17 protein-coding genes are annotated in these 18,431 nt (G+C 69.8%); 6 read left to right on the top strand and 11 right to left on the bottom strand.

Annotated features, from left to right (window positions below):
* Positions 1-73 precede the first annotated feature (73 nt).
* From E1294_RS21365 to E1294_RS21375, 3 genes are all read right to left on the bottom strand, one after another.
* A complete protein-coding gene (locus E1294_RS21365) occupies positions 74-544 on the bottom strand; it encodes a hypothetical protein (RefSeq protein ID WP_132510744.1) in 471 nt (156 codons plus the stop codon).
* Between the two features lie 143 nt (positions 545-687).
* A complete protein-coding gene (locus tag E1294_RS21370) occupies positions 688-1,326 on the bottom strand; it encodes a histidine phosphatase family protein (RefSeq protein WP_132510746.1) in 639 nt (212 codons plus the stop codon).
* A gap of 60 nt (positions 1,327-1,386) precedes the next feature.
* The gene (locus tag E1294_RS21375) at positions 1,387-4,605 is read right to left on the bottom strand and encodes an AfsR/SARP family transcriptional regulator (RefSeq protein WP_132510748.1); all 3,219 of its coding nucleotides are present in this window, start codon (positions 4,603-4,605) and stop codon (positions 1,387-1,389) included.
* Positions 4,606-4,872: 267 nt separating this feature from the next.
* On the opposite strand from E1294_RS21375, the gene E1294_RS57265 reads away from it, so the two are divergent.
* Together E1294_RS57265 and E1294_RS55945 are read left to right on the top strand one after the other, a co-directional pair.
* Complete coding sequence (locus E1294_RS57265) at positions 4,873-4,995, top strand: hypothetical protein (RefSeq protein ID WP_281284468.1); 123 nt, start codon at positions 4,873-4,875, stop codon at positions 4,993-4,995.
* The gene (locus E1294_RS55945; RefSeq protein ID WP_342775071.1) at positions 4,992-5,240 is read left to right on the top strand and encodes a nuclear transport factor 2 family protein; all 249 of its coding nucleotides are present in this window, start codon (positions 4,992-4,994) and stop codon (positions 5,238-5,240) included. The genes E1294_RS57265 and E1294_RS55945 overlap by 4 nt, the downstream gene beginning before the upstream one ends.
* 50 nt (positions 5,241-5,290) lie before the next feature.
* Here E1294_RS55945 and E1294_RS21385 read toward each other — a convergent pair whose 3' ends face one another.
* From E1294_RS21385 to E1294_RS21395, 4 genes are all read right to left on the bottom strand, one after another.
* Positions 5,291-6,424, bottom strand: a complete 1,134-nt coding sequence (locus E1294_RS21385) for a HesA/MoeB/ThiF family protein (protein WP_165977405.1) — start codon at positions 6,422-6,424, stop codon at positions 5,291-5,293.
* 422 nt (positions 6,425-6,846) lie between these two features.
* Positions 6,847-6,993, bottom strand: coding sequence for a hypothetical protein (locus E1294_RS52840; protein WP_165977406.1), 147 nt, complete (start codon positions 6,991-6,993; stop codon positions 6,847-6,849).
* A 132-nt stretch (positions 6,994-7,125) separates the two neighbouring features.
* Positions 7,126-7,968 carry a neutral zinc metallopeptidase gene (locus E1294_RS21390; protein ID WP_246083168.1) on the bottom strand — a complete coding sequence of 281 codons (843 nt, stop codon included), beginning with the start codon at positions 7,966-7,968 and terminating at the stop codon, positions 7,126-7,128.
* A 207-nt stretch (positions 7,969-8,175) separates the two neighbouring features.
* Complete coding sequence (locus tag E1294_RS21395; protein ID WP_132510754.1) at positions 8,176-8,463, bottom strand: DUF1905 domain-containing protein; 288 nt, start codon at positions 8,461-8,463, stop codon at positions 8,176-8,178.
* 367 nt (positions 8,464-8,830) lie between these two features.
* On the opposite strand from E1294_RS21395, the gene E1294_RS21400 reads away from it, so the two are divergent.
* The 4 genes from E1294_RS21400 (at position 8,831) to E1294_RS21415 (ending at position 12,549) form a co-directional block, all read left to right on the top strand.
* Positions 8,831-10,051, top strand: a complete 1,221-nt coding sequence (locus tag E1294_RS21400) for a molybdopterin-dependent oxidoreductase (RefSeq protein WP_246083169.1) — start codon at positions 8,831-8,833, stop codon at positions 10,049-10,051.
* Entirely contained in the window at positions 10,048-10,554 is a 507-nt protein-coding gene (locus tag E1294_RS21405) for a hypothetical protein (RefSeq protein WP_132510758.1), read from the top strand. The genes E1294_RS21400 and E1294_RS21405 overlap by 4 nt, the downstream gene beginning before the upstream one ends.
* 226 nt (positions 10,555-10,780) lie before the next feature.
* Positions 10,781-11,680, top strand: coding sequence for an alpha/beta fold hydrolase (locus E1294_RS21410; RefSeq protein ID WP_132510760.1), 900 nt, complete (start codon positions 10,781-10,783; stop codon positions 11,678-11,680).
* Positions 11,681-11,916: 236 nt separating this feature from the next.
* A complete protein-coding gene (locus E1294_RS21415) occupies positions 11,917-12,549 on the top strand; it encodes an isochorismatase family protein (protein ID WP_132510762.1) in 633 nt (210 codons plus the stop codon).
* 34 nt (positions 12,550-12,583) lie between these two features.
* Here E1294_RS21415 and E1294_RS21420 read toward each other — a convergent pair whose 3' ends face one another.
* The 4 genes from E1294_RS21420 to E1294_RS21435 are packed head-to-tail and all read right to left on the bottom strand — an operon-like array spanning position 12,584 to position 18,411.
* Complete coding sequence (locus tag E1294_RS21420; RefSeq protein ID WP_132510764.1) at positions 12,584-14,170, bottom strand: arylsulfatase; 1,587 nt, start codon at positions 14,168-14,170, stop codon at positions 12,584-12,586.
* Positions 14,167-15,900 carry an alpha-amylase family glycosyl hydrolase gene (locus tag E1294_RS21425; protein WP_132510766.1) on the bottom strand — a complete coding sequence of 578 codons (1,734 nt, stop codon included), beginning with the start codon at positions 15,898-15,900 and terminating at the stop codon, positions 14,167-14,169. The genes E1294_RS21420 and E1294_RS21425 overlap by 4 nt, the downstream gene beginning before the upstream one ends.
* Entirely contained in the window at positions 15,893-16,801 is a 909-nt protein-coding gene (locus E1294_RS21430) for a dihydrodipicolinate synthase family protein (RefSeq protein WP_132510768.1), read from the bottom strand. The genes E1294_RS21425 and E1294_RS21430 overlap by 8 nt, the downstream gene beginning before the upstream one ends.
* A complete protein-coding gene (locus tag E1294_RS21435) occupies positions 16,801-18,411 on the bottom strand; it encodes an FAD-dependent oxidoreductase (RefSeq protein WP_246083170.1) in 1,611 nt (536 codons plus the stop codon). Before E1294_RS21435 ends, E1294_RS21430 begins: the two co-directional genes overlap by 1 nt.
* Positions 18,412-18,431 lie beyond the last annotated feature (20 nt).

Consider the following 18,431-nt stretch of genomic DNA (forward strand, 5'->3'; position numbering starts at 1 on the left):
GCGCTCAGACGGCGATTGGTTTGGCCGTCCGCCTGGTCGATCCTCACCGGCGCCGACCGCGCGTTCACCGCTCTCAGTGGTCGGCGACCGTGATCTTCACGCGGACGGAGCCGTCGTTGTCGCGGAGACAACCGTTGGCGTCGTTGACGCGCAGCTGGAGGAAGCCCGCCTCGCGCGCCCGGATCAGGGCCCTGCTGCCGACCCTGTAGTGGTCTCCGTTGATCTTCGCGATCATCGAGCCGTGCGGGTGCCTGCTGAGGATCTTGCACTGCTGGTAGATCCTGCGGTCGATGTGCCGGGCATAGCCGGCCGAGGACACGTAGGGGAACGCGCGGTGGTCGACCGTCCACCGGCCGCCGGCGTAGCGGATCCGGATCATGTCACCGGGTTCGACGTACACGCCCGCGTGCTGCCAGCCTCTCTCGGCGCTGATCCATTTGCTTTTGCCGTAGTGCGACGTGGCCGAGGCGGGCGAGGCGCCGGCGAGGACGCAGCCGCCGGCGGTGAGCGTGGCGAGGAACAGGGTGGCCAGCTTCGATCGCATGTGTAAATGCCCTTCCGGGTCTATTTTTTATGTTCGTCCTACATGCGGGTTAGATAGCGCCCGGGGATGGAAGGTTCGGGTTTTGTGATTCTTTTTCCGCCCGGCGCACAAGGCACTCGACCGCACGTCCGCGAGTCAGCCGGTCAGCCTTCGACGGAGTCGAGATGGCGGGTGTCACCGAGGATGACGACCGTGCGGTTGTGGAAGAAGTCGTCTTCGCGCAACGTGGTGATGCTGCCGGATGACACCCGGAAACTGACATGGCCGACCGCCTTGATCGGCATCTTGATCCAGGACGCCACGACGAAGGTCAGGGAGCCACCGTGCGTCACGATGATCTGGTGTTCACACGGGCGCTGCAAGATCTCGTCCATGGCCGCGTAGATGCGCTGCGCCAACGCCGCCTTGGTCTCGGCACCCTCCACGCCCTCGTCGTGTTCCAGCCGTTCCCCGGCCGCCGGCGGCGGGACGAATCGTTGGTCCAGCCACTCCTGCGGCCTTCCCCCCGCCTCTCCGTAGGATTTCTCCCGCAGTCTGCGGTCCAGGATCGGTTTCAGACCGAACAGCTCGGCGACCTTCTCGGCGGTCTGCCGGGTGCGCCGCAGATCCGAGGAGAACAGCTCCACGTCGGCGCCGTCCGGGATCCGGGCCCGCAACGCCTGGGCGATGGAGGCCGCCGCGCTGAGGCCGGCCGGCGTCAGTTGCGAATCATGCCAGCCGCCGACGATCCCCTCGACGTGGTGCGTCGCCTCCGGATGGGTGACGGCGTAGATGGCGCGCATGTGTGAGCTCTTCCTGTAGGGCGCTGTACCTGATGATCCGGTCGCGGTGGCGGGGGCGAGTCAGGGAGTCGCGAGCCGGGCGTCCAGCGTTCTCACGCCGTCCTCGTGCGAGATCTCGCGGAACAGTTCGCGGGCCTCTTCCCAGACAGCCCTGGCCGTACGGTGGTCGCCGGCGGCGCCGTGGGCGTCGCCGAGGGCGCGGAGCGTACGCGCCAGGTAGGGGATCGAGCCGCGGGTTCGCCAAACCCGGACCGAGCGTTCGAGGGTGGCGATGGCGGCGGGCAGATCTCCTTCGGCCAGGTTCAACTGTCCGAGAACGCTGAGGGCGTCGGCGAGGTAATGGCCGAAGTTGCCCCCCTCACTGTGGGCCAGCGTCAGCTCGACGGTCGCCCTGGCCCGCTCGTCCCCGACCGCGACGAACAGCTTCGAGAGGTAGAGCAGCGAGAACGTCTCCAGATAGCGGTAGTTCAACCGCCGCGCCATTTCCAGGGAACTCTCCAGCAGCTCCTGGCCGCCCGTTATGTCACCGCAGAACGATTTCGCCGCGCCGAGAAACTGGGTGATCGTCGTGGTGTAGTGAGCGTTGCCGAGCGCCTCGGCGACCTTCGTCGCCTGCTCCAGGACCGTGAGCGCCGCTTGCGGATCGTCCTCGCCGTGGATGATCGCCATCACGTGATAGGCCCGCGCCTGGCCGCCGAGGTAGTCCGCGTAGGCGGCCGTCCGCAGGGCGCGCTCCGCCAGGGCGAGCGCCTGTACGCCGCCGTTCCCGTCGGCCGTCATGCTCCAGGCCAGGGTGGCCAGGGCGTCGGCCATTCCGACCGGATCGTCCAGCATGGTGAACAGGTCGAGGAGCTGCGAAGCGCCGGCCCGCATCCGTGTCATCGCCGGCCCTGGGCCCGCCGGTGAGCTCCAGGTTGTGACCTCCAGGAGACCGCGCATCAGCACGGCCTCGCCGCGCTTGTCGCCGGTTTCACGGCAGAGCGCGAGCGCCTGCTCATGCATGCGCTGCCAGCCGTCATACAGGCCGCGCACGTTGAGGTACGTCTCGGTGGACCCCGCGAGATCCCAGGCGAGCTGGGTCAGGCGCGCCTCGCACGCTTGGGCGACCCCCGCCATCAGCGCGGCGTGCTCCGCGCCGAACCAGGCCATCGGGTCGGCGAGCAGCGGGCCGGAGACCGCCGCGGGCAGCCGCCAGCGTGGCGCGCTGCTGTGCATGGGTGCGAAGCAGGGGCCCGGGACGTGCTCCGCCGCGACCTCCGCCAGTGCCAGCCACGCACCCAGGGCCCGCCGGAGCGCGGCCTGGCGATCGGGTTCGGGATCCTCGCGCTGCGCCCGCTCGCGCGCGTACAACCGGATCAGGTCGTGGAAGCGGTATCTGAGCCTGCCTGTCTCGTCCGTCCCGGTGAGGGTCAGCAGATGCGCGTCGACCAGGGCTTCGATCACGCGTTCCGCCTGCCGCATCGGCACGTCCAGGAGGGCCGCCACCGCCCAGGAGGCGAAGTCGGGCGCGTCGAGCAGCCCGGCCAGCCGGAAGGCCCGCTGCGCGCCAGCGGGAAGCGTACGGTAGCTCATCTCGAATCCGGCGCGGATGTCGAGGTCCCCCGCCACAAGTTCGTCCAGCCGGTGCCGTTCCTCCCCGAGGACGCCGGCGAGGTGGCACAGACTCCACTGCCTTCTGCCGAGGAGCCTGGCCGCCGAGATGCGGACCGCCAGCGGGACCCGGCCGCACAGCCGGATGATCTCCAGAGCCGCGTCCGGGTCGTCCTGGACGCGCGCGTCGCCGACGATCTTTCTCAGCAGGTCCATGGCCTGGGCCGACGGCAGGACGTCGAGCTCCAGCAGGCTCGCACCTTCGAGACCGACCAGCCGGACACGTCCGGTGAGAAGCACGGCCGTGCCGGGGGCCCCGGGCAGGAGCGGCCGTACCTGCTCCTCCCCTGCGACATTGTCCAGCAGGATGAGAATTCGCCGTCCGGCCATGCAGCTGCGGTAGAACGCCACACGTTCTTCCAGGGATTCGGGTATGCGGGTGGCGCTGATGCCCAGGGCGAACAGGAACCGGCTGAGCACGTCCTCCGGGCGGGCAGGGTCGGCGGAGGCGCCGCGCAGGTCCGCATAGAGCTGGCCGTCGGGAAAACGACCCGCGATCCGGTGCGCGACGTGCACGGCGAGCGTGGTCTTGCCCAGGCCCCCCATGCCCGCGATGCTGGCCATGGCGACGGTGCCCGGCCGTGGCTTGGTGAGGACCTCGGTGAGGTCCGCCACCTCGCCGTCCCTGCCCGTGAACTCCGCGATGTCCGGCGGCAACTCGGCGGGGGTGGGGGCCACTCGAAGCTCAGGCGTCAGAGCGCTGACATGGACGGTACGGTCGGCGGACCTGGAACGTGTGGGCGTGTGCCGCGTTTTCTCGCCCGTCTCGACGCCCCGTTCCTCCGGGCGGCGCGCGGCACGTTCACGGTAGGCCCGCTGGGCCTCGGCCGGCCTGCGCGGGCCCCGCGCAGGCGAGCCCGGGATCGTCGCCATGGCGCGAGGAACGAGGTCGAGTGAGGGGTCCTCCGTGAGGATTCTCTGATGCATGTCGTGCAGCTCTTCGGCCGGGTCCAGACCGGTCTCCTCGATCAGGGTCTTGCGGGCACGCGTGTATTCGGCGAGCGCGTCCGCCCGCCGCCCGCAGCGGTACAGCGCCAGCATCAGCTGCGTGCGCAGCCGCTCCCGCAGGGGGTATTCGCCGGTGAGCGCGATCAGCTCGCCCAACAGCCCGGCGTGGCGTCCCAGCCTCAGGTCCACGGCGATCCGCGACTGCAGGACTGACAGGCGGACCTCGTCCAGCCGCACGGCCTCCGCGGCCAGCATCGGGACATCGGCCATGCCGGCGAACGCGGGCCCGCGCCAGAGACTCAGCGCCTCGTGCAGGCGGTGGGTCGCCTCCTCCGGCTCACCGGCAGCCTCCGCCGCCTGCCCTGAGCCCGCCAGCTTCTCGAATCTCGCCGCATCCAGCTCGTCCGGGGCCACCGGCACCAGATAGCCGGAGCCCTGCCGCACGACGCGAGCCGGGTCGCTCAGGTGCCGCCGGAGCCGGTGGGCGTAGGTCTGCACATTCTTGGTGGCGCTCTTCGGAGGGGTGTTCCCCCACAGCGCCACGGCCAGTTGATCTTCCGAAACAGGGTTACCCGCTTGGCACAGCAGGACCGCTAACAGCACCCGGGCCTTGGGCGTGCCGAGATCGAGCGGCTCACCCTCTCGCCACACCGTCAGTGGACCCAATATCCCGAACTTCATCGTGCTCCCTTGGATGGACGCACTGTAAACCTGGACGGCCCGTTTCGGCGGTCCGCTGGGTGAAGAAACGATTGCGAACTTTTCCTGCCCTGCCCTCGATCCCCTTACGACATCGGTGTCGAACGCGCCTGATGTCCTGCTGCTGGACGTTTGGTTGCCAGAGTGATGTCGAGAACCCTCGGGGTTGCTCCGACCTACCTGCGAGGGAGCCGCCGGTTCGCGCAACAGTGCGCCCCCTGGACGGCATCCCGAGGAGAAGGAGCAGACATGTCACGGAATATCGAGACCGTCAACACCTACCTGGACGGGTTCCGCAAGAACGACCACGAGCAGATCCTGTCCTGCCTGACAGACGCATCGAGTGGACCGTCTTCGGCGCCTTCCACCTGACCGGCAAAAACGCCTACGACCGGGCCATCGACGGCCCGCCCGGACTCATCGACCCTCCTCACCTGGAGGTCGTGCGCATGGTCGAGCAGGGCGATGTCGTCATGGCGGAATTCACCGGGACGGTGAAGCGAGTCGCGGGCGGCGAGATGCGCATGTCCATGGCGGAGGTGTTCGTCATGCGTGACGGCAAGATCGCCGAGCGTCGTGCCTGGGTCGTCGAACTGAAGGAGAACGGCTACCGCTGATCTGCGGCTGCGGCGGGCGCGCGGAAGCCTTCCGCGGAAGCGGCGTGCCGTCAGGGGTGATCAGAGCCGTCCGGTCGCTGGAACGGGGCTCCACCGCGTTCCTCCCCGCAGATCGGGCAGTCGGGTCGCCGCGGGATGGGGCGCGAACGGATCTCCAGCGGCCAGAAGTCCACCTCGCTCCACTTGCCGCTCAGCGCCGGCTCCAGCCCCGTCAGGACCCGGATCGCCTCCCAGGCCAGGATCGTGCCGACCAGCCCGCACAACGCCCCGATGGCGCCCGCCTTCTGCCTCTTGCCGATCAGCGACTCCATCCGATGGCGCCCGTGGTCGGCGAAGGTCGCGGCCCGCACGCACGCCCAGCAGGCCGTTCTGCCAGGAAGGACCGTCGCGCCGAGCACCCCGATGTGGTACGCGTACCCGGTGCCCAGGATGTGCGGCACGTCCGGCCGGCAGGCCTCGCTGACCCAGGTGGCCGTGTCGTTGGGCGTGGGCAGGTCCATCGCGTTGATCACGATGCCCGCGCCGTCCACCAGGTCGGTCAGGTCGGCGGACGACGTGACGCGCCGGTCGAAGGTCTCGACCGTGACAAAGGGATTGGCCGCCCGCAGCCTGGCGGCAGCCGCCTCCACCTTGGGCGCTCCCACGTCGGCGAGGGCGAACAGGGCCTGCCGGGTCAGGTTGGACGGCTCCACCCGGTCGAAGTCGCACAGGCGGACCGTGCCGACACCCGCGTTCGCCAGGGAGAGCACGACCCAGCCGCCGAGCCCGCCGACGCCGCACACCACCGCGGTCGAGCGGTCGACGCGCTCCTGCAACCGCGCGCCGCAGATGACGTCGGCGCGGCCCTGGTCGCAGAAATCCTGGAGCAGCCGCAATTGGCGGTCGTAGAATTCGGCACGTTCCTCGCCGAGCTTCGAAAAGGACGACTCCAGGTCTCCGACGCGACTCAGGAGCCTTTCTTCCGTGAGGATCTGCAGCACCTCGCCGAGCGCCTGCGAGTCACCGACGGAGCGTTCGATCTCGGCATATGTGCGCGTGCCGTCGAGAAGCTTTATCACGTGTTTCACAAAATCGTCGGCGGCGAATCTCTTCACGGTTCTGTCCGCCGTGCACAGGAAGAGCAGTTCGTGGCCCTCGGCCTGGACGATCACGCTTTCCCGCAGGCGGGGGCGCCACTCCGTCACGCGCTCCTCCCGGACGGGTGAGGCGCGACGCCTCGCCCGTGGCACTGTCAGTTGCCGGCGGAATTCGAAGCGGTCACCGCGTCTACGCGCAGGCCGGCTTCTTCGAGCTGCACCACGACCGGACGCCCCTTTCGCCGAACGGATTCCTTGAGTGCATTCTGCCCAGCACATGTTTGTTTTACAAGGGAAAGTCAGCCGGGCCCTGAATCGCCTCGTGGAGATTGTCGGCGACGCCGCGTTTGAACAGCCTGACGTAAAGCTCGTCGGGGGCCGCAGCCACGGCCGTCCGCCACCGCCACCCCGCCGGGCATGCGGAGGAACCCACGCGACGTCCGAATCCGGGGTGTTTCTTCTCCGGGCCTGTCCATGAAGCCGGGAGGGAGCCCGCACACGGGAGGCCGGTGGCGGCCCCCGCGGGCGGGTCAGTCCTTGGCCGACAACCTGGCGACGTCGTCGCTGGTCGACTTGATCGAGTTCGCTGGCAGCGCGACGTAATCGCCTGTCTTGCTCACCGCGTACTGGGCCTGGTCCGCGTTGAGCATCGCGGCCGGGGAGCCCGCGGAGGTCAATGCGAAGAGGAAAGGGCCGGGCCCGCGACGGGCCCGGCCCTTTCCTATGAGAACGTGATGGACAGCGCGGTGATCAACCTGGACTCGGCGTCAGTGTCCGCGCCAAGTTCGTTCATCAAAGGTGACGAGACTTCAGGTGGTGCTGCGAGCCGACGCGACCCAGGTGTTGCACGATCCGGGAGAGCCGCTGTTGTAGCCGCGCGTCATCCAGGCCGCCTGCGTGGGCCCCCTGCCGTGGTCGTTCTGCGGCCAGGCCTTGGCGCCGTTCTTCCTGAACCAGTCCACCGTGTAGTTCCACTGCCGGTCCGAGAAGTGCGACCCGTCTCGCAGCGTCGACATGAAGGCGCCGGAGAAGCACTCGGCCTGCAGTTCGGACCTGCGCGACAGCGCCAGGCGCTGGGACCTGCCGGCCGAGTTACGGGCCGTCCAGTAGTAGCTCCAGATCTTCGAGATCTGCTGCACGTGGTGGCCGTATTCGTGAGCCATGAGCCGCGCGATCCCCAGCGGGAACGGCTGGCGGAGCTGCTTCCTGGTGATCAGCATGTACATCGTGCGGTTGGAGGAGCAGTAGTAGCCGTCGGCGCCGGTGCTCCACCTGCCGCAGGGCGTGTTCACCTTCCTGGTGATGATGCGCAGCCGCGGCTTGGAGAAGGGCATCCGCGCCTTGCGGAACTGCGAGCCCCACGCCTTGTTGAGACAGTTGGTCACGCGCGTCAGGAAACGCTTGTACGCACGCGTGCTCCCAGAAGGCAGCGCGCCGGGCGAGCAGTTCACGTCGGTGAGGCGGCCGGTCCGGTAGATCCGGTTCCTGGTGGCCAGTGACTTGTTCGCACTGGCGCTCCGGCTCTGCGTGCTCACCGCGGCCCCCGCGAGCGGGTGGACAGCCTGCTGGATCTGATTGCTGGATGCCGCGGACGCCGACGCCACGTCGCTCAGGACGAACACCTGCGAGGTCACGGCCATCGTGAGGGCCACACCGGTGGATGCGAGCGCTGCGAATCTGTGAGAAACGTTCATAGACTGCACAAGGTTAGGTCAAGATCGGGCATAATGGGTCACAATTGGCGTAATTGCTCCGTGAGGCAGCTGTGACAGCCGGTACGAACACGCGTCGGATCACCGTCGCGTCAACGCTGGAACGGGACCGTCGTCAGGGGGCAGACAGCCGGCCCAGTGGTTGCGTCAGACATCGACGGTCAGCCGAACGGTCACCACGTCCCCCACGCCGACCCGCTCGGCCTTGCGCACCGCCGCTTTGACCGGCACGAGATAGCGCCCGTCTTGGGGGAACAGCGACGTCCTCCACCGGGTCCCCCGTATCCGAGCCGCAACCGGGATCATGCCCCAGCCATAGCTCACCAGGGCGGCGATCGACGCCAGATCGCGGCACTCGTCATCGGGAACGGTGATGTAGTGCCACGGCGCCGGCCCTTTCCAGAACCACATCTCGCCGCTGAACTCCAAGTCCATCGACACAGGATAGAAGCACCCTCGTCGCGCGGCTGCACACGGACGAGCACGTCAGGACGACGTGGCACCACGGACCACACGCCCTCGCCCAAGGCGATCGCAGCATAGCGGGATGTTTACCGTTGTCATGCGTTGAAGGCGGCATTTGCGGTAAGGACCCCAGCATCCGACAACGGCTTCGGGGGGATCAGTGCCGGATACGCCGCACGGGCGCGCCCATGCGCGGAACGCGTCCGCTGTGGAGAGTCGCCGGGCCGGACGGTTGCGGGCACAGGTGAAGACACGGCTGAAGACACGGCTGAGGGCTGGGTTGCGGGCGGGAAACGGGCCTCCCGGGCCGTTCCGGCCGGGTTTCTGGCGGAGCCCGTTGCGCGGACCCTGGCTCACGTCGGTGTTCGGTCTCGTCCTGCTCGTCGGGCTCGTCATCGTCGCGGTCACCGGGTTGTTGTCGTACGCCGCCTATGAGCCCCGATTGCCGGGGAACGACATGACGCCGGGTAAGGGGCTGCTGGGCTTCTACCTCTTCGACTGGCCGACGCACCCGGCATGGCTGTACCGGGTCACCCAGGGCACCCATGTCGTCCTGGGGCTGACGCTGGTTCCGGTGCTCCTCGCCAAGTTGTGGTCGGTGATCCCCAAGCTGTTCGAGTGGCCGCCGGCTCGCTCGATCGCGCAGGCCGTCGACCGTGCCAGCCTGGTGCTGCTGGTCGGCGGTGCGGGATTTCAGTTCGCTACCGGGATCCTCAACATCCAGCTCTTCTACGTCTTTCCCTTCTCCTTCTATCCGGCGCATCTGTACGGTGCGTGGATCTTTCTGGCGGCGCTGGCCGTCCACGTCGCCGTGCGGTTGCCGCGGGCGATCCGCGCGGTGCGGTCCCGGGACCTGCGTCGCGAACTGCGCACACGCCTGGCCGACACGCGACCGGAACCTCCCGACCCCAACGGCCTGGTCCCGGCGGATCCGGCGCCGCCCACCATGTCCCGGCGCGGCGTGCTGGCGTTCGTCGGCGGTGGCTCGGTGCTGATGTTCGGCCTGTCGGCCGGCCAGACGCTGGACGGGCCGCTGCGCCGGACGGCCTTGCTGGCACCGCACGGGCGCGAGTACGGGACGGGGCCCAACGACTTCCAGGTCAACAAGACGGCGGCGAGCCTCGGTGTCACCGCGGCGGAGGCAGGCGACGGGTGGCGGCTGGCGGTCGTGGGGGCGAGCCGGATTCACCTGTCCCGTGCGGACTTGCTGGCGATGCCGCTGCACACCTACGCGCTGCCGATCGCCTGCGTGGAGGGGTGGTCGACCGAGCAGGTCTGGACAGGTGTGCGGCTGGCGGACCTGGCCCGCCTGGCCGGCCTCCCACCCGGCGCGGCGGCGGTCACGGCCAGATCTCTGCAACGTGTGGGCTATTTCGGCCAGGCATCACTCAGCACCGGGCAGGTGGCCGACCCGCGTTCGCTGCTGGCGCTGCGGGTCAACGGCGCCGATCTGTCCCTTGACCACGGGTTTCCCGCGCGGATCATCGTGCCGAACGCCCCGGGCGTGCACAACACCAAGTGGGTGCGCGAACTCGAGTTCCGCCGGGAGGGGCGGTGACCCGCCGCGGTCGCGGCGCGAGCCGGTGGGCGAGCGCCTACGGTGCCGGCCCGTGGCACCTGCTCGGGCTGGCGGCCTGCTTCGCGGTCGCCGGTTACGCCGCCACCCGCGTGGTGGGGGCCGGCATCGGGATGGGATTCGCCGTGTGGTTCGTCGGCGCCGTCATCTTCCACGATCTGGTGTTGTGGCCGCTGTACTCGGCGGCCGACACCGCGATCCGCTCCCTGCCGAAGCTTCCGGCGCGCCTCGGCCGGGCGCGCCCGGCCGGATGGCGGCCGGCGGTGGTCAATCACGTACGGGTGCCGGCCGGGCTGTCCTGCCTGCTGCTGGTGGTGTGGTTCCCGCTCATCATGCGCGGTGCCGAGCGCAACTATCGGGGAGCGGTCGGACTGAGCACCTCCCCCTACCTCGGGCGGTGGCTGTTGATCACCCTGGTGCTCTTCGGCGTCTCGGGCCTGCTCTACGCGGTGCGGCGCTGGGCCGCGAGACGGCCGGATCATTGACCGGCCGCGCGATCGGCGATCACGCGACGCTGTAGGACCGCCGGTCCACCCGCTCTGGTGACCGGTTCACTCGGAGGACGCCGGCGGGCTTGTCCCCCGTGCGAGCTACCGGCGAATGTCCACCGTGCGGGGACGCTTCGGGGACCGCCCGATCCCTAGCGTTGAGGCGTGGTTGAGGCGCTTCGCCGCTTCCCACCACACCACCCCGTCAATCACTGGAGGACCCATGCCCCGCACGATCAAGGCAACCGTTCTGGCCGCTCTGTGCAGCACCGTGATCGGCGCGGGAGCCGCCGGCTGCAACGGCGACGCGTGGGAGAACTGGGACCCCATCGCCTCCGCGGAGCAGCAGGTCGAGGCCGACCTGATCGACGGGACGAAGAAGATCGACGTTGCGGGCCGGTCGGTGAACGTGTCGTGTGCGGGTGACGCGGCGGACGGTAAGCCGGTCATCGTGCTGATGCACGGTGGGGGCGACACGCTGGACAAGATGGCCGCTCTGCAGAAGACGCTGAGCGAGAAGAACCGGGTCTGCTCCTACGACCGGCTCGGCGCGGGCGGCAGCGACCAGCCGCAGGGCCCCCAGGACTTCGACAGCACCGGCAAGATCCTGACCGGGGTGCTGGAGCGGATCGCCGGTGACCGTCCGGTCGTGCTGGCCGGGCACTCGCTGGGCGGGTTGATCGCCGCCCGCTACGCCCCCGGCCACCAGGACCGCGTCAAGGGACTGGTGCTGATGGACGCCACCCCCTCCACCATGGCCGGTGACATCGCCAAGGTGATCCCGGGCTCGGCCAAGGGCCCGGCGGCCGGGGTGCGCGCGCAGAACCTGGCGGTCTTCAAGGGGCAGAACCCGGAGAAGCTCGTCATCCCCGACGGCAAGGTCCGCTCCGCCGGGGACATCCCGGTCGAGGTGATCACGCACGGGCAGCCGTACCTGGAGGCCGTCCCCGCCTACGGGCCGCGCCTGGAGAAGGCGTGGGCCGCAGGCCAGCGCAAGTGGCTCGCCATCTCCAGCAACAGCACGCTGAGCACCGCCACCAGGAGCGGGCACTACATCTACACCGACCAGCCCGACATCGCCGTCAAGGCCATCCAGCGCGTCACCACGCAGGTCGCCGGCTAGCCCCGGCCGCAGGGGTGGCGACCCCAGGACGCACGGACAGCAGGACCTTCTCGGAGCACCGCTGAGCGACGATAGCGGAGCGCTGGCCACAAGGCCCGCAGACATGTGTGCGCGGTATCACAGCGCACCGGGCCACGCATCGGAAATATCTGCCTGTGCAGACAAGTTAGAGCTGATGTCGCCGGGTGGTCGGATCCACCCGCACCTGCAGTTCCGACAGCGGAAGAGGACAGACAATGGCACGCACACCGCTCTCCCCGGACAACAGCGCGATCGTCCTGATCGACCACGCGATCGGCTTCTCCAACCTAATCGGATCTCACACACTCGAAGAGAACATCAGCGGCGCAGTCGCCCTGGCGAAGGTCGCGAAGGTCTTCGACATGCCGCTGGTCGTCACGAACGGCTACGATGACGCGCCGTCCGGCCCGCTGTACCCGGAGCTCGCCGAGGTCCTGGGCGACCACCCCGTCATCCACCGGCACGAGGGCTTCGACGCGTTCTACGACGAGAACTTCGCCGCCGCGATCGAGGCGACCGGGCGCCGGCGACTGATCATGGCGGGTGTTCAGACCGACGTCTGCCTGGCGCTGACCGCCCTGACCGCTCTCGACCGCGGTCATGAGGTGTACGCGGTGGTCGACGCCTCGGCTGCCACCACCAAGGAGACTCACGACACCGCTGTGCTGCGGTTGGTCCAGGCCGGGGTGGTCCCGGCGAACTGGCTGGCCATCGGGTCCGAACTCCAACGTTCCTGGACCGAGCAGAAGACCGCGCCGGGTTTCGCCAAGGTGATCTACGAGCACCTCAGCTCGTGGAGGCACCAGAACACCCTCACCACGAACGCCCGTAAGCACGCGGCCACGTAGGTTCGCGCGCCCACGACACCGGCGTCTCAGACGATCACCTGCGCCCGCGCCGTCGGCTGGCAGGTGACGGAGGTGAGCGCCGGGCTATGACGCCGACCCGCCGCGCCCAGCCCTGGTAAGCCGTGGCCAGCTCGGCGACCAGGCCGGGGCGGCGGTCGGCGAGGTCGGCCAGCTCGGAGCGGTCGGTGTCCATGTCGTACAGCTCCCATGGCCCCGCGTGTTCGCGGACCAGCTTCCACCGCCCCCGGCGTACGGCGGCGTTGCCGAGGTGCTCCCAGAACAGCCACGTGTCCGGGACCGGCGCCCCGCGCAGGGCGGGCAACATGCTGCGCCCCTCGGGGGGCGGCACCTCCCGCCCCCGGTACTCACGCGGATAGTCGACGCCGGCGGCGGCGAGCAGGGTGGGCAGCACGTCGGTGAGCTGAAAGGGCGTTCGGACGATCCGGCCCGCGGCCAGGCCCCCCGCGGGCCAGTGCACGATGAACGGGGTCGCGATGCCTCCCTCGTGGACCCATCGTTTGTAGAGGCGGAACGGGGTGTTCGACAGGTTGGCCCACGCCGGGCCATAACTCACGTAGGTGTCCTCCGGGCCGGGGTCGACGTCCGGGGTGTTGCCGACGCGTAACTCGGCGCCCGCCCGGGTGGTCGCCGGCACGATGTGCCGTCTGGTCCGGAACTCTGCTGGGTCGCCGAGCGGCAGGATCTCGGCGCAGCCGCCGTTGTCCGACAGGAACACCACGATGGTGTCGTCGGAGACTCCGGATGCCGTCAGCTGGTCGAGGATCCGGCCGATGCCCCGGTCCATCCGCTCCACCTGGGCGGCGTACACCTGCATGCGGCGTGCCTCCCACGCCTGATCCGGCGCCGCCGCCCACGGTGGTTGCGCCGGGTCGGGCGCGGACAGTGCCGACTCGGCGCCGAGCAGGCCCTCGGCGCGCAGCCGATCCAGCCGGCGGGCGCGTAGTTCGTCCCAGCCCGCGGCGTAGACGCCGTCGTATCCGGCGATGTCCTCCTCGGGCGCGTGCAGCGGCCAGTGCGGCGCGGTGTAGGCCACGTAGGCGAAGAACGGACGACCGGCGGCGGCCTCCCGGCCGATGAACTCCACCGCGTGATCGGTGATCGCATCGGTGTAGAAGAATCGCGGATCGCGGACTTCGGCGCTCGCGTCCACCTCGCCTCGGTACAGCGTCGCCGGGTCGTAGTAGCTCCCGCATCCGCTGAGCGTTCCGAAGAAGTCGCCGAACCCTCTCCGCGTGGGCCACGAGTCGGCCGGCTCCCGCAACGGCCCGCTCAGGTGCCATTTGCCCGACATGCCGGTGGCGTACCCGGCGGCTCCCAGCAGTTCGGCGACGGTCACGCAGCGGTCGTTGAGGCTGCCCGGATACCCTCCGGGTGCGCCGTTGCCTGCGAGAACACCGATACCGGTCTGGTGCGGATGCAGCCCGGTCAGCAGGGACGCGCGCGACGGGCTGCATCGTGCCGTGTTGGAGAACTGCGACAGCCGCACCCCGGACCGCCCGATCCGGTCGAGGTTCGGCGTGCGGATCTCACCGCCATAACAGCCGATGTCCGAATAGCCCAGGTCGTCGGCGAGGATCAGCACGATGTTGGGCCGTCTCATGGCCCGCTCCCGCCCTGCGGGCGCAACCAGGCGGCGGTGTCCGGTCCGAGCGGATCGTGTGCCGCGTCGAGGGTGTCGCTGCGCAGGAGGGTGAGCGTGCCCGGGGGCACCGGCACCTCCGTGGCGCCGATATTGACGACGCACTCGAAGTCCGGTCCGCGCCGGAAGCGCAGGACCGAGCCGGCTCGGTCCACCCATTCGAGCTCCTGGGGGACGTCCAGCTCCCGCCGGATCCGCAGCGCCCGCGCCACGAGGTGGTAGGTGGAGGCCGGGTCGTCCACCTGGTTCGCCACCGAGAGCCGCCCCCAGCCAGGAGGCTGCGGAAGCCATGGGTCCGCCGAACCGAACCCGGCGCCGTCCGGTGCCGGCGTCCAGGGCAGCGGTACGCGGCAGCCGTCGCGTCCTCGGCGCCGCCCGCCGGAACGGGTCCAGATCGGATCCCGGAGGCGATCGTCGGGGATGTCCATGTGCTCGGGCAGCCCGAGTTCCTCGCCCTGATAGAGGTAGGCGACGCCGGGCAGCGCCAGCATCAGCAGCAGCGCGGCCCTGGCGCGACGGCGGCCCAGATCCTCGTCGACCGGGCCCAGCTCGTGACCGGACCTTCCCTGGTGCTTGCGGGTGTCGGCACGGCCGTAGCGGGTCACCGTCCGTTCGACGTCGTGATTGGACAACACCCAGGTCGGCGGCGCACCGGGGAGGGACCCAGAGAGCGGCCCAGAGAGCGGCCCAGAGAGCGGCCCAGAGAGCGGCCCAGAGAGCGGCCCAGAGAGCGGCCCAGAGAGCGGCCCAGAGAGCGACATCGTGCGGAGCGTGGAGTCGATCACCGTGAACAGATCGCCGGCGTCCCACGCGGACTGCAGGAAGGGGAAGTTGAAGGCGGTGTGGAGCTGGGCCGGCGCCACGTACCGGGCCAGCCGCTCGGGATCCGCCACCCACGCCTCGGCCACGAAGACCCTCGGCGGGTCGTAGGCATCGGCCACCTCGCGCCACTCCCGGTAGACGGCGTGCACCTCGTCGCGGTCCCGGTGCGGATGGTCGGGCACGTCGGTGAGGACGAGCAGGTCCTCCTCGCGGTAGCCCAGATCGGGATAGCCGGGGTGCTTGACCAGGCCGGTGGCGACGTCGACGCGGAACCCGTCGACCCCGCGGTCGAACCAGAAGCGCAGCAGGTCCAGGAACTCCGCGCGAACCTCGGGGTTGGACCAGTTCAGGTCGGCCTGGGTGGGATCGAACAGGTGCAGGTACCACTGCCCGTCGGGCACCCGGGTCCAGGCCGGGCCGCCGAACGTGCTGCGCCAGTCGTTGGGCACGACCTCCCCCGCGGCTCCCCGGCCGTCCAGGAAGTGGTATCTGGCGCGTTCCGCGGAGCCCGGCGGGGCGGCGAGCGCGGCCTGGAACCAGGGATGATCGGTGGACGTGTGGTTCGGCACGATGTCCAGGATCACCTTCAGGCCATGCCGGTGCGCCTCCGCGACGAGCTGCTCGGCCCCGCGTACGTCGCCGTATTCGCGGGCGATGGCGCGGTAGTCGGATACGTCGTAGCCCCCGTCGTTGTTCGGCGACGCGTACCACGGCGTGATCCAGATGGCGTCGACACCGAGCTCGGCCAGATAGCCCAGGCGGCTGCGGATCCCGGCGATGTCGCCGATCCCGTCGCCGTCGCCGTCCGCGAAGGACCGGATGTAGATCTGGTAGATCACCGCGGTACGCCACCACTCGACGTCAGCCATCGGCGGCTCCGATCAGGTCCGGCTCGAATCCCGTCAGGAACTCGCGCAGTGCCGCCAGCTCGCCGTCGTCGAGGGTCCGCAGCGGTGGGGCGACCTCGGCGCGGCACAGGCCCCGCATGGCCAGGCTCGCCTTGACGACCGGGACTCCGGCCCGGATCCCGTGCACCCCGAGCAACCGGATGACCCGTTTCTGGGCCAGGACGGCACGATCTTGATCGCCGGCGTGGTAGGCGGCGACCAGCTCCAGCGCGACGCGCGGGGCGATGTTGGCGATTCCGGGGGTGATCCCGTCCGCGCCCGCGGCCAGCGCGTCGAGCATCTTGCCCTCCGCTCCCTGGCTCACCCCGAAGTCCGGCCGGTGGCGCTTGACGTCGAGCCACTGGCGCAGGATGTCCGTGTCACCGGAGCTGTCCTTGACGCCGGCGACGTGCTCCATGTCGGCGACGGCCGCGATCGAGCCCGCCGAGAAGGGCGGCGCGTACCGCGGGATGTTGTACGCGATCACCGGCACGGCCGCGGTACGGCTCGCCCGGTAGTGCTCGACGACGTCGCGCTCGTCATGGTGGAAATAGCAGGGCGGGCTGAGGGCGACCGCGTCACACCCGGCCTCGGCGGCGATCTCGGCCCGCCTGAGCGATTCACGGGTGCCGGCGGCCGAGACGTTGACGACGACGGAGCCGTCCGGCGCCAGCCGCCGCCAGTGGCCGACGGCGTCGCCGAGGAACGCGTTGATCTCCTCCGTCTGGTGCAACGGCCCTTCGCCGTTCGTGCCCAGGAGCATGATCTTCGTGATGCCCGCGGCGGCGAGCGCGCCGAAGTACCCCAGGCCGGCCGCGAGGTCCGGGCGTCCGCTCTCGCCGATCGGGGTCACGGCGGGGACGATCACACCTGACACCGGCATCAGTACCCCCGGATCTCCGGCCAGGACAGCTCCACGCCGTCGGCCTTCAGCGCGCCCTGGAACGCCCGCAGGTGTCCTTCCTTGCGCCGGACATCGTGCGGCTCCACCGTCTCCCCCAGGCAGTAGGCCACCAGTGAGGCGGCGGCCTCGCCGATGTTCCACTCCACGGGGTGGAGCCGGTAGCAGCCGTTGGTGATGTGCGTGCTGCCGATGTTCTTGCCGGCCGGCAACAGGTTCCTCATGCGTACGGGCAGCAGGGCGCCGAGCGGGATCTGGAACGGGCAGCTGGGGACGTCGATGTAGTTGTCGCCGCCCGTCGAGGGGTGCAGGTCGATCCGGTACATGCCGATGCCGACCGCGTCGTCGTACGGCGTCGCGCCCGCCACACCTCGCACGGCGAGAGACACGTCCTGCTCGACGATGGTGTATTCGGCCCTGATCCGCCGGGACTCGCGGATGTAGGGGGCGGCGGCGAAGCCGTCGGGAGTGTCCATGACGTCCGGCCGCAACCGTAGCCCCGGCCAGCCGCGGCCGCCGTCCGGCCGTGGCGCCTCGGTCTGCAGCCAGTAGAGCATGCTCGCGGAGAGCTCACGCGCGCCGGCGAGGTGGCGGGCCTTGTCCTCCTCGCCCACTCCGATGAGGGGCCCCGCCACGTAGTCGATCATCGGCCAGTTCACCAGGGTGACGTCGCTGGTCACGAAGCCGGGCTCGTACAGCTCGCGCGCGACGGCCCGGCGGAACTCCCACAGTTCGCGATCGCCCGGGTCCTGGCTCTGGTCGGCGAGCACGGGCCCTGACCGGATGTTGGGGGTGAACGTCCGTGTCAGCGGCTCCCGCGTCCGCGGGTCCGGGGCGGTCAGCCCGACCTGCGGTCCGGGCCAGTAGTCGGGACGGTACGCGCTCCAGTGGTCGTAGTTCGCCGGCCGGTCGATCACGTGGTCCTCGCCCTCGCGGTGATCGACGGCGAACACCCAGGAGAACGCCTGCATGTTGCCGGGCTGCGCCACCTCCGGCGCGCTGGGCTCACCGGTCTCGTGCCGGGACTCGAACCCGGTGACGTGTTCCACACCCGCGAGCGGCAGCAGGTCGCCGAGTTCGGTCGCGTCCAGATAGTACGGGCTCGTGATGTGCACCAGGCCGGTGTCCGCACAGTCCACCGTCACGCTGCGGACCCGGTCGTCGTCGGTCTCCGCCGCCACCGGCCGCGCACGGAGCAGGACGCGCAGCCGGCCGCTGCTCAGGTAGGGGTCGACCAGCGCGCGCAGCACCGCGCCGCTGACCCGCGGCTCATGGCACAGCGCACCGACGCGGCCCAGGCCGGGGTTCAGGTGTGGCTGGTTCCTGGCCGCCAGGGTGAGGGGATACCACGTCCGGTAGTGATCGCGGACCGCGTTCCGGTACCGGCGGTAGGAGGCGGTGCAGCCGAACTGCTCGATCCACCTGTGCTCGTCCGGGGGCACGCCCTGGCTGGTGAACTGCCCGCCGATGCGGTCGCCCTCCTCGGTCAGCACCACCCGCAGCCCGCGTCGCAGAGCTGCGAGCGCGGCGGCGACTCCTCCGACGCCGCCGCCGATGATGGCCAGATCCGCATCAGTGATCCGCGATTCCAACGTTCCCCCTGGTTGCATGT

This window comes from Nonomuraea diastatica, from assembly GCF_004349015.1.
In the GTDB taxonomy this organism is placed as follows: Bacteria; Actinomycetota; Actinomycetes; order Streptosporangiales; family Streptosporangiaceae; genus Nonomuraea; species Nonomuraea diastatica.

Excerpts from the sequence above, each read along its gene's own strand:
- E1294_RS21430 (WP_132510768.1), bottom strand. The coding sequence starts at position 16,801 with ATGCCGGTGTCAGGTGTGATCGTCCCCGCCGTGACCCCGATCGGCGAG.
- E1294_RS21415 (WP_132510762.1), top strand. The coding sequence starts at position 11,917 with ATGGCACGCACACCGCTCTCCCCGGACAACAGCGCGATCGTCCTGATC.
- E1294_RS21425 (WP_132510766.1), bottom strand. The coding sequence starts at position 15,900 with ATGGCTGACGTCGAGTGGTGGCGTACCGCGGTGATCTACCAGATCTAC.
- E1294_RS21420 (WP_132510764.1), bottom strand. The coding sequence starts at position 14,170 with ATGAGACGGCCCAACATCGTGCTGATCCTCGCCGACGACCTGGGCTAT.
- E1294_RS21370 (WP_132510746.1), bottom strand. The coding sequence starts at position 1,326 with ATGCGCGCCATCTACGCCGTCACCCATCCGGAGGCGACGCACCACGTC.
- E1294_RS57265 (WP_281284468.1), top strand. The coding sequence starts at position 4,873 with ATGTCACGGAATATCGAGACCGTCAACACCTACCTGGACGGGTTCCGC.
- E1294_RS21410 (WP_132510760.1), top strand. The coding sequence starts at position 10,781 with ATGCCCCGCACGATCAAGGCAACCGTTCTGGCCGCTCTGTGCAGCACC.
- E1294_RS21365 (WP_132510744.1), bottom strand. The coding sequence starts at position 544 with ATGCGATCGAAGCTGGCCACCCTGTTCCTCGCCACGCTCACCGCCGGC.
- E1294_RS21395 (WP_132510754.1), bottom strand. The coding sequence starts at position 8,463 with ATGGACTTGGAGTTCAGCGGCGAGATGTGGTTCTGGAAAGGGCCGGCG.
- E1294_RS21375 (WP_132510748.1), bottom strand. The coding sequence starts at position 4,605 with ATGAAGTTCGGGATATTGGGTCCACTGACGGTGTGGCGAGAGGGTGAG.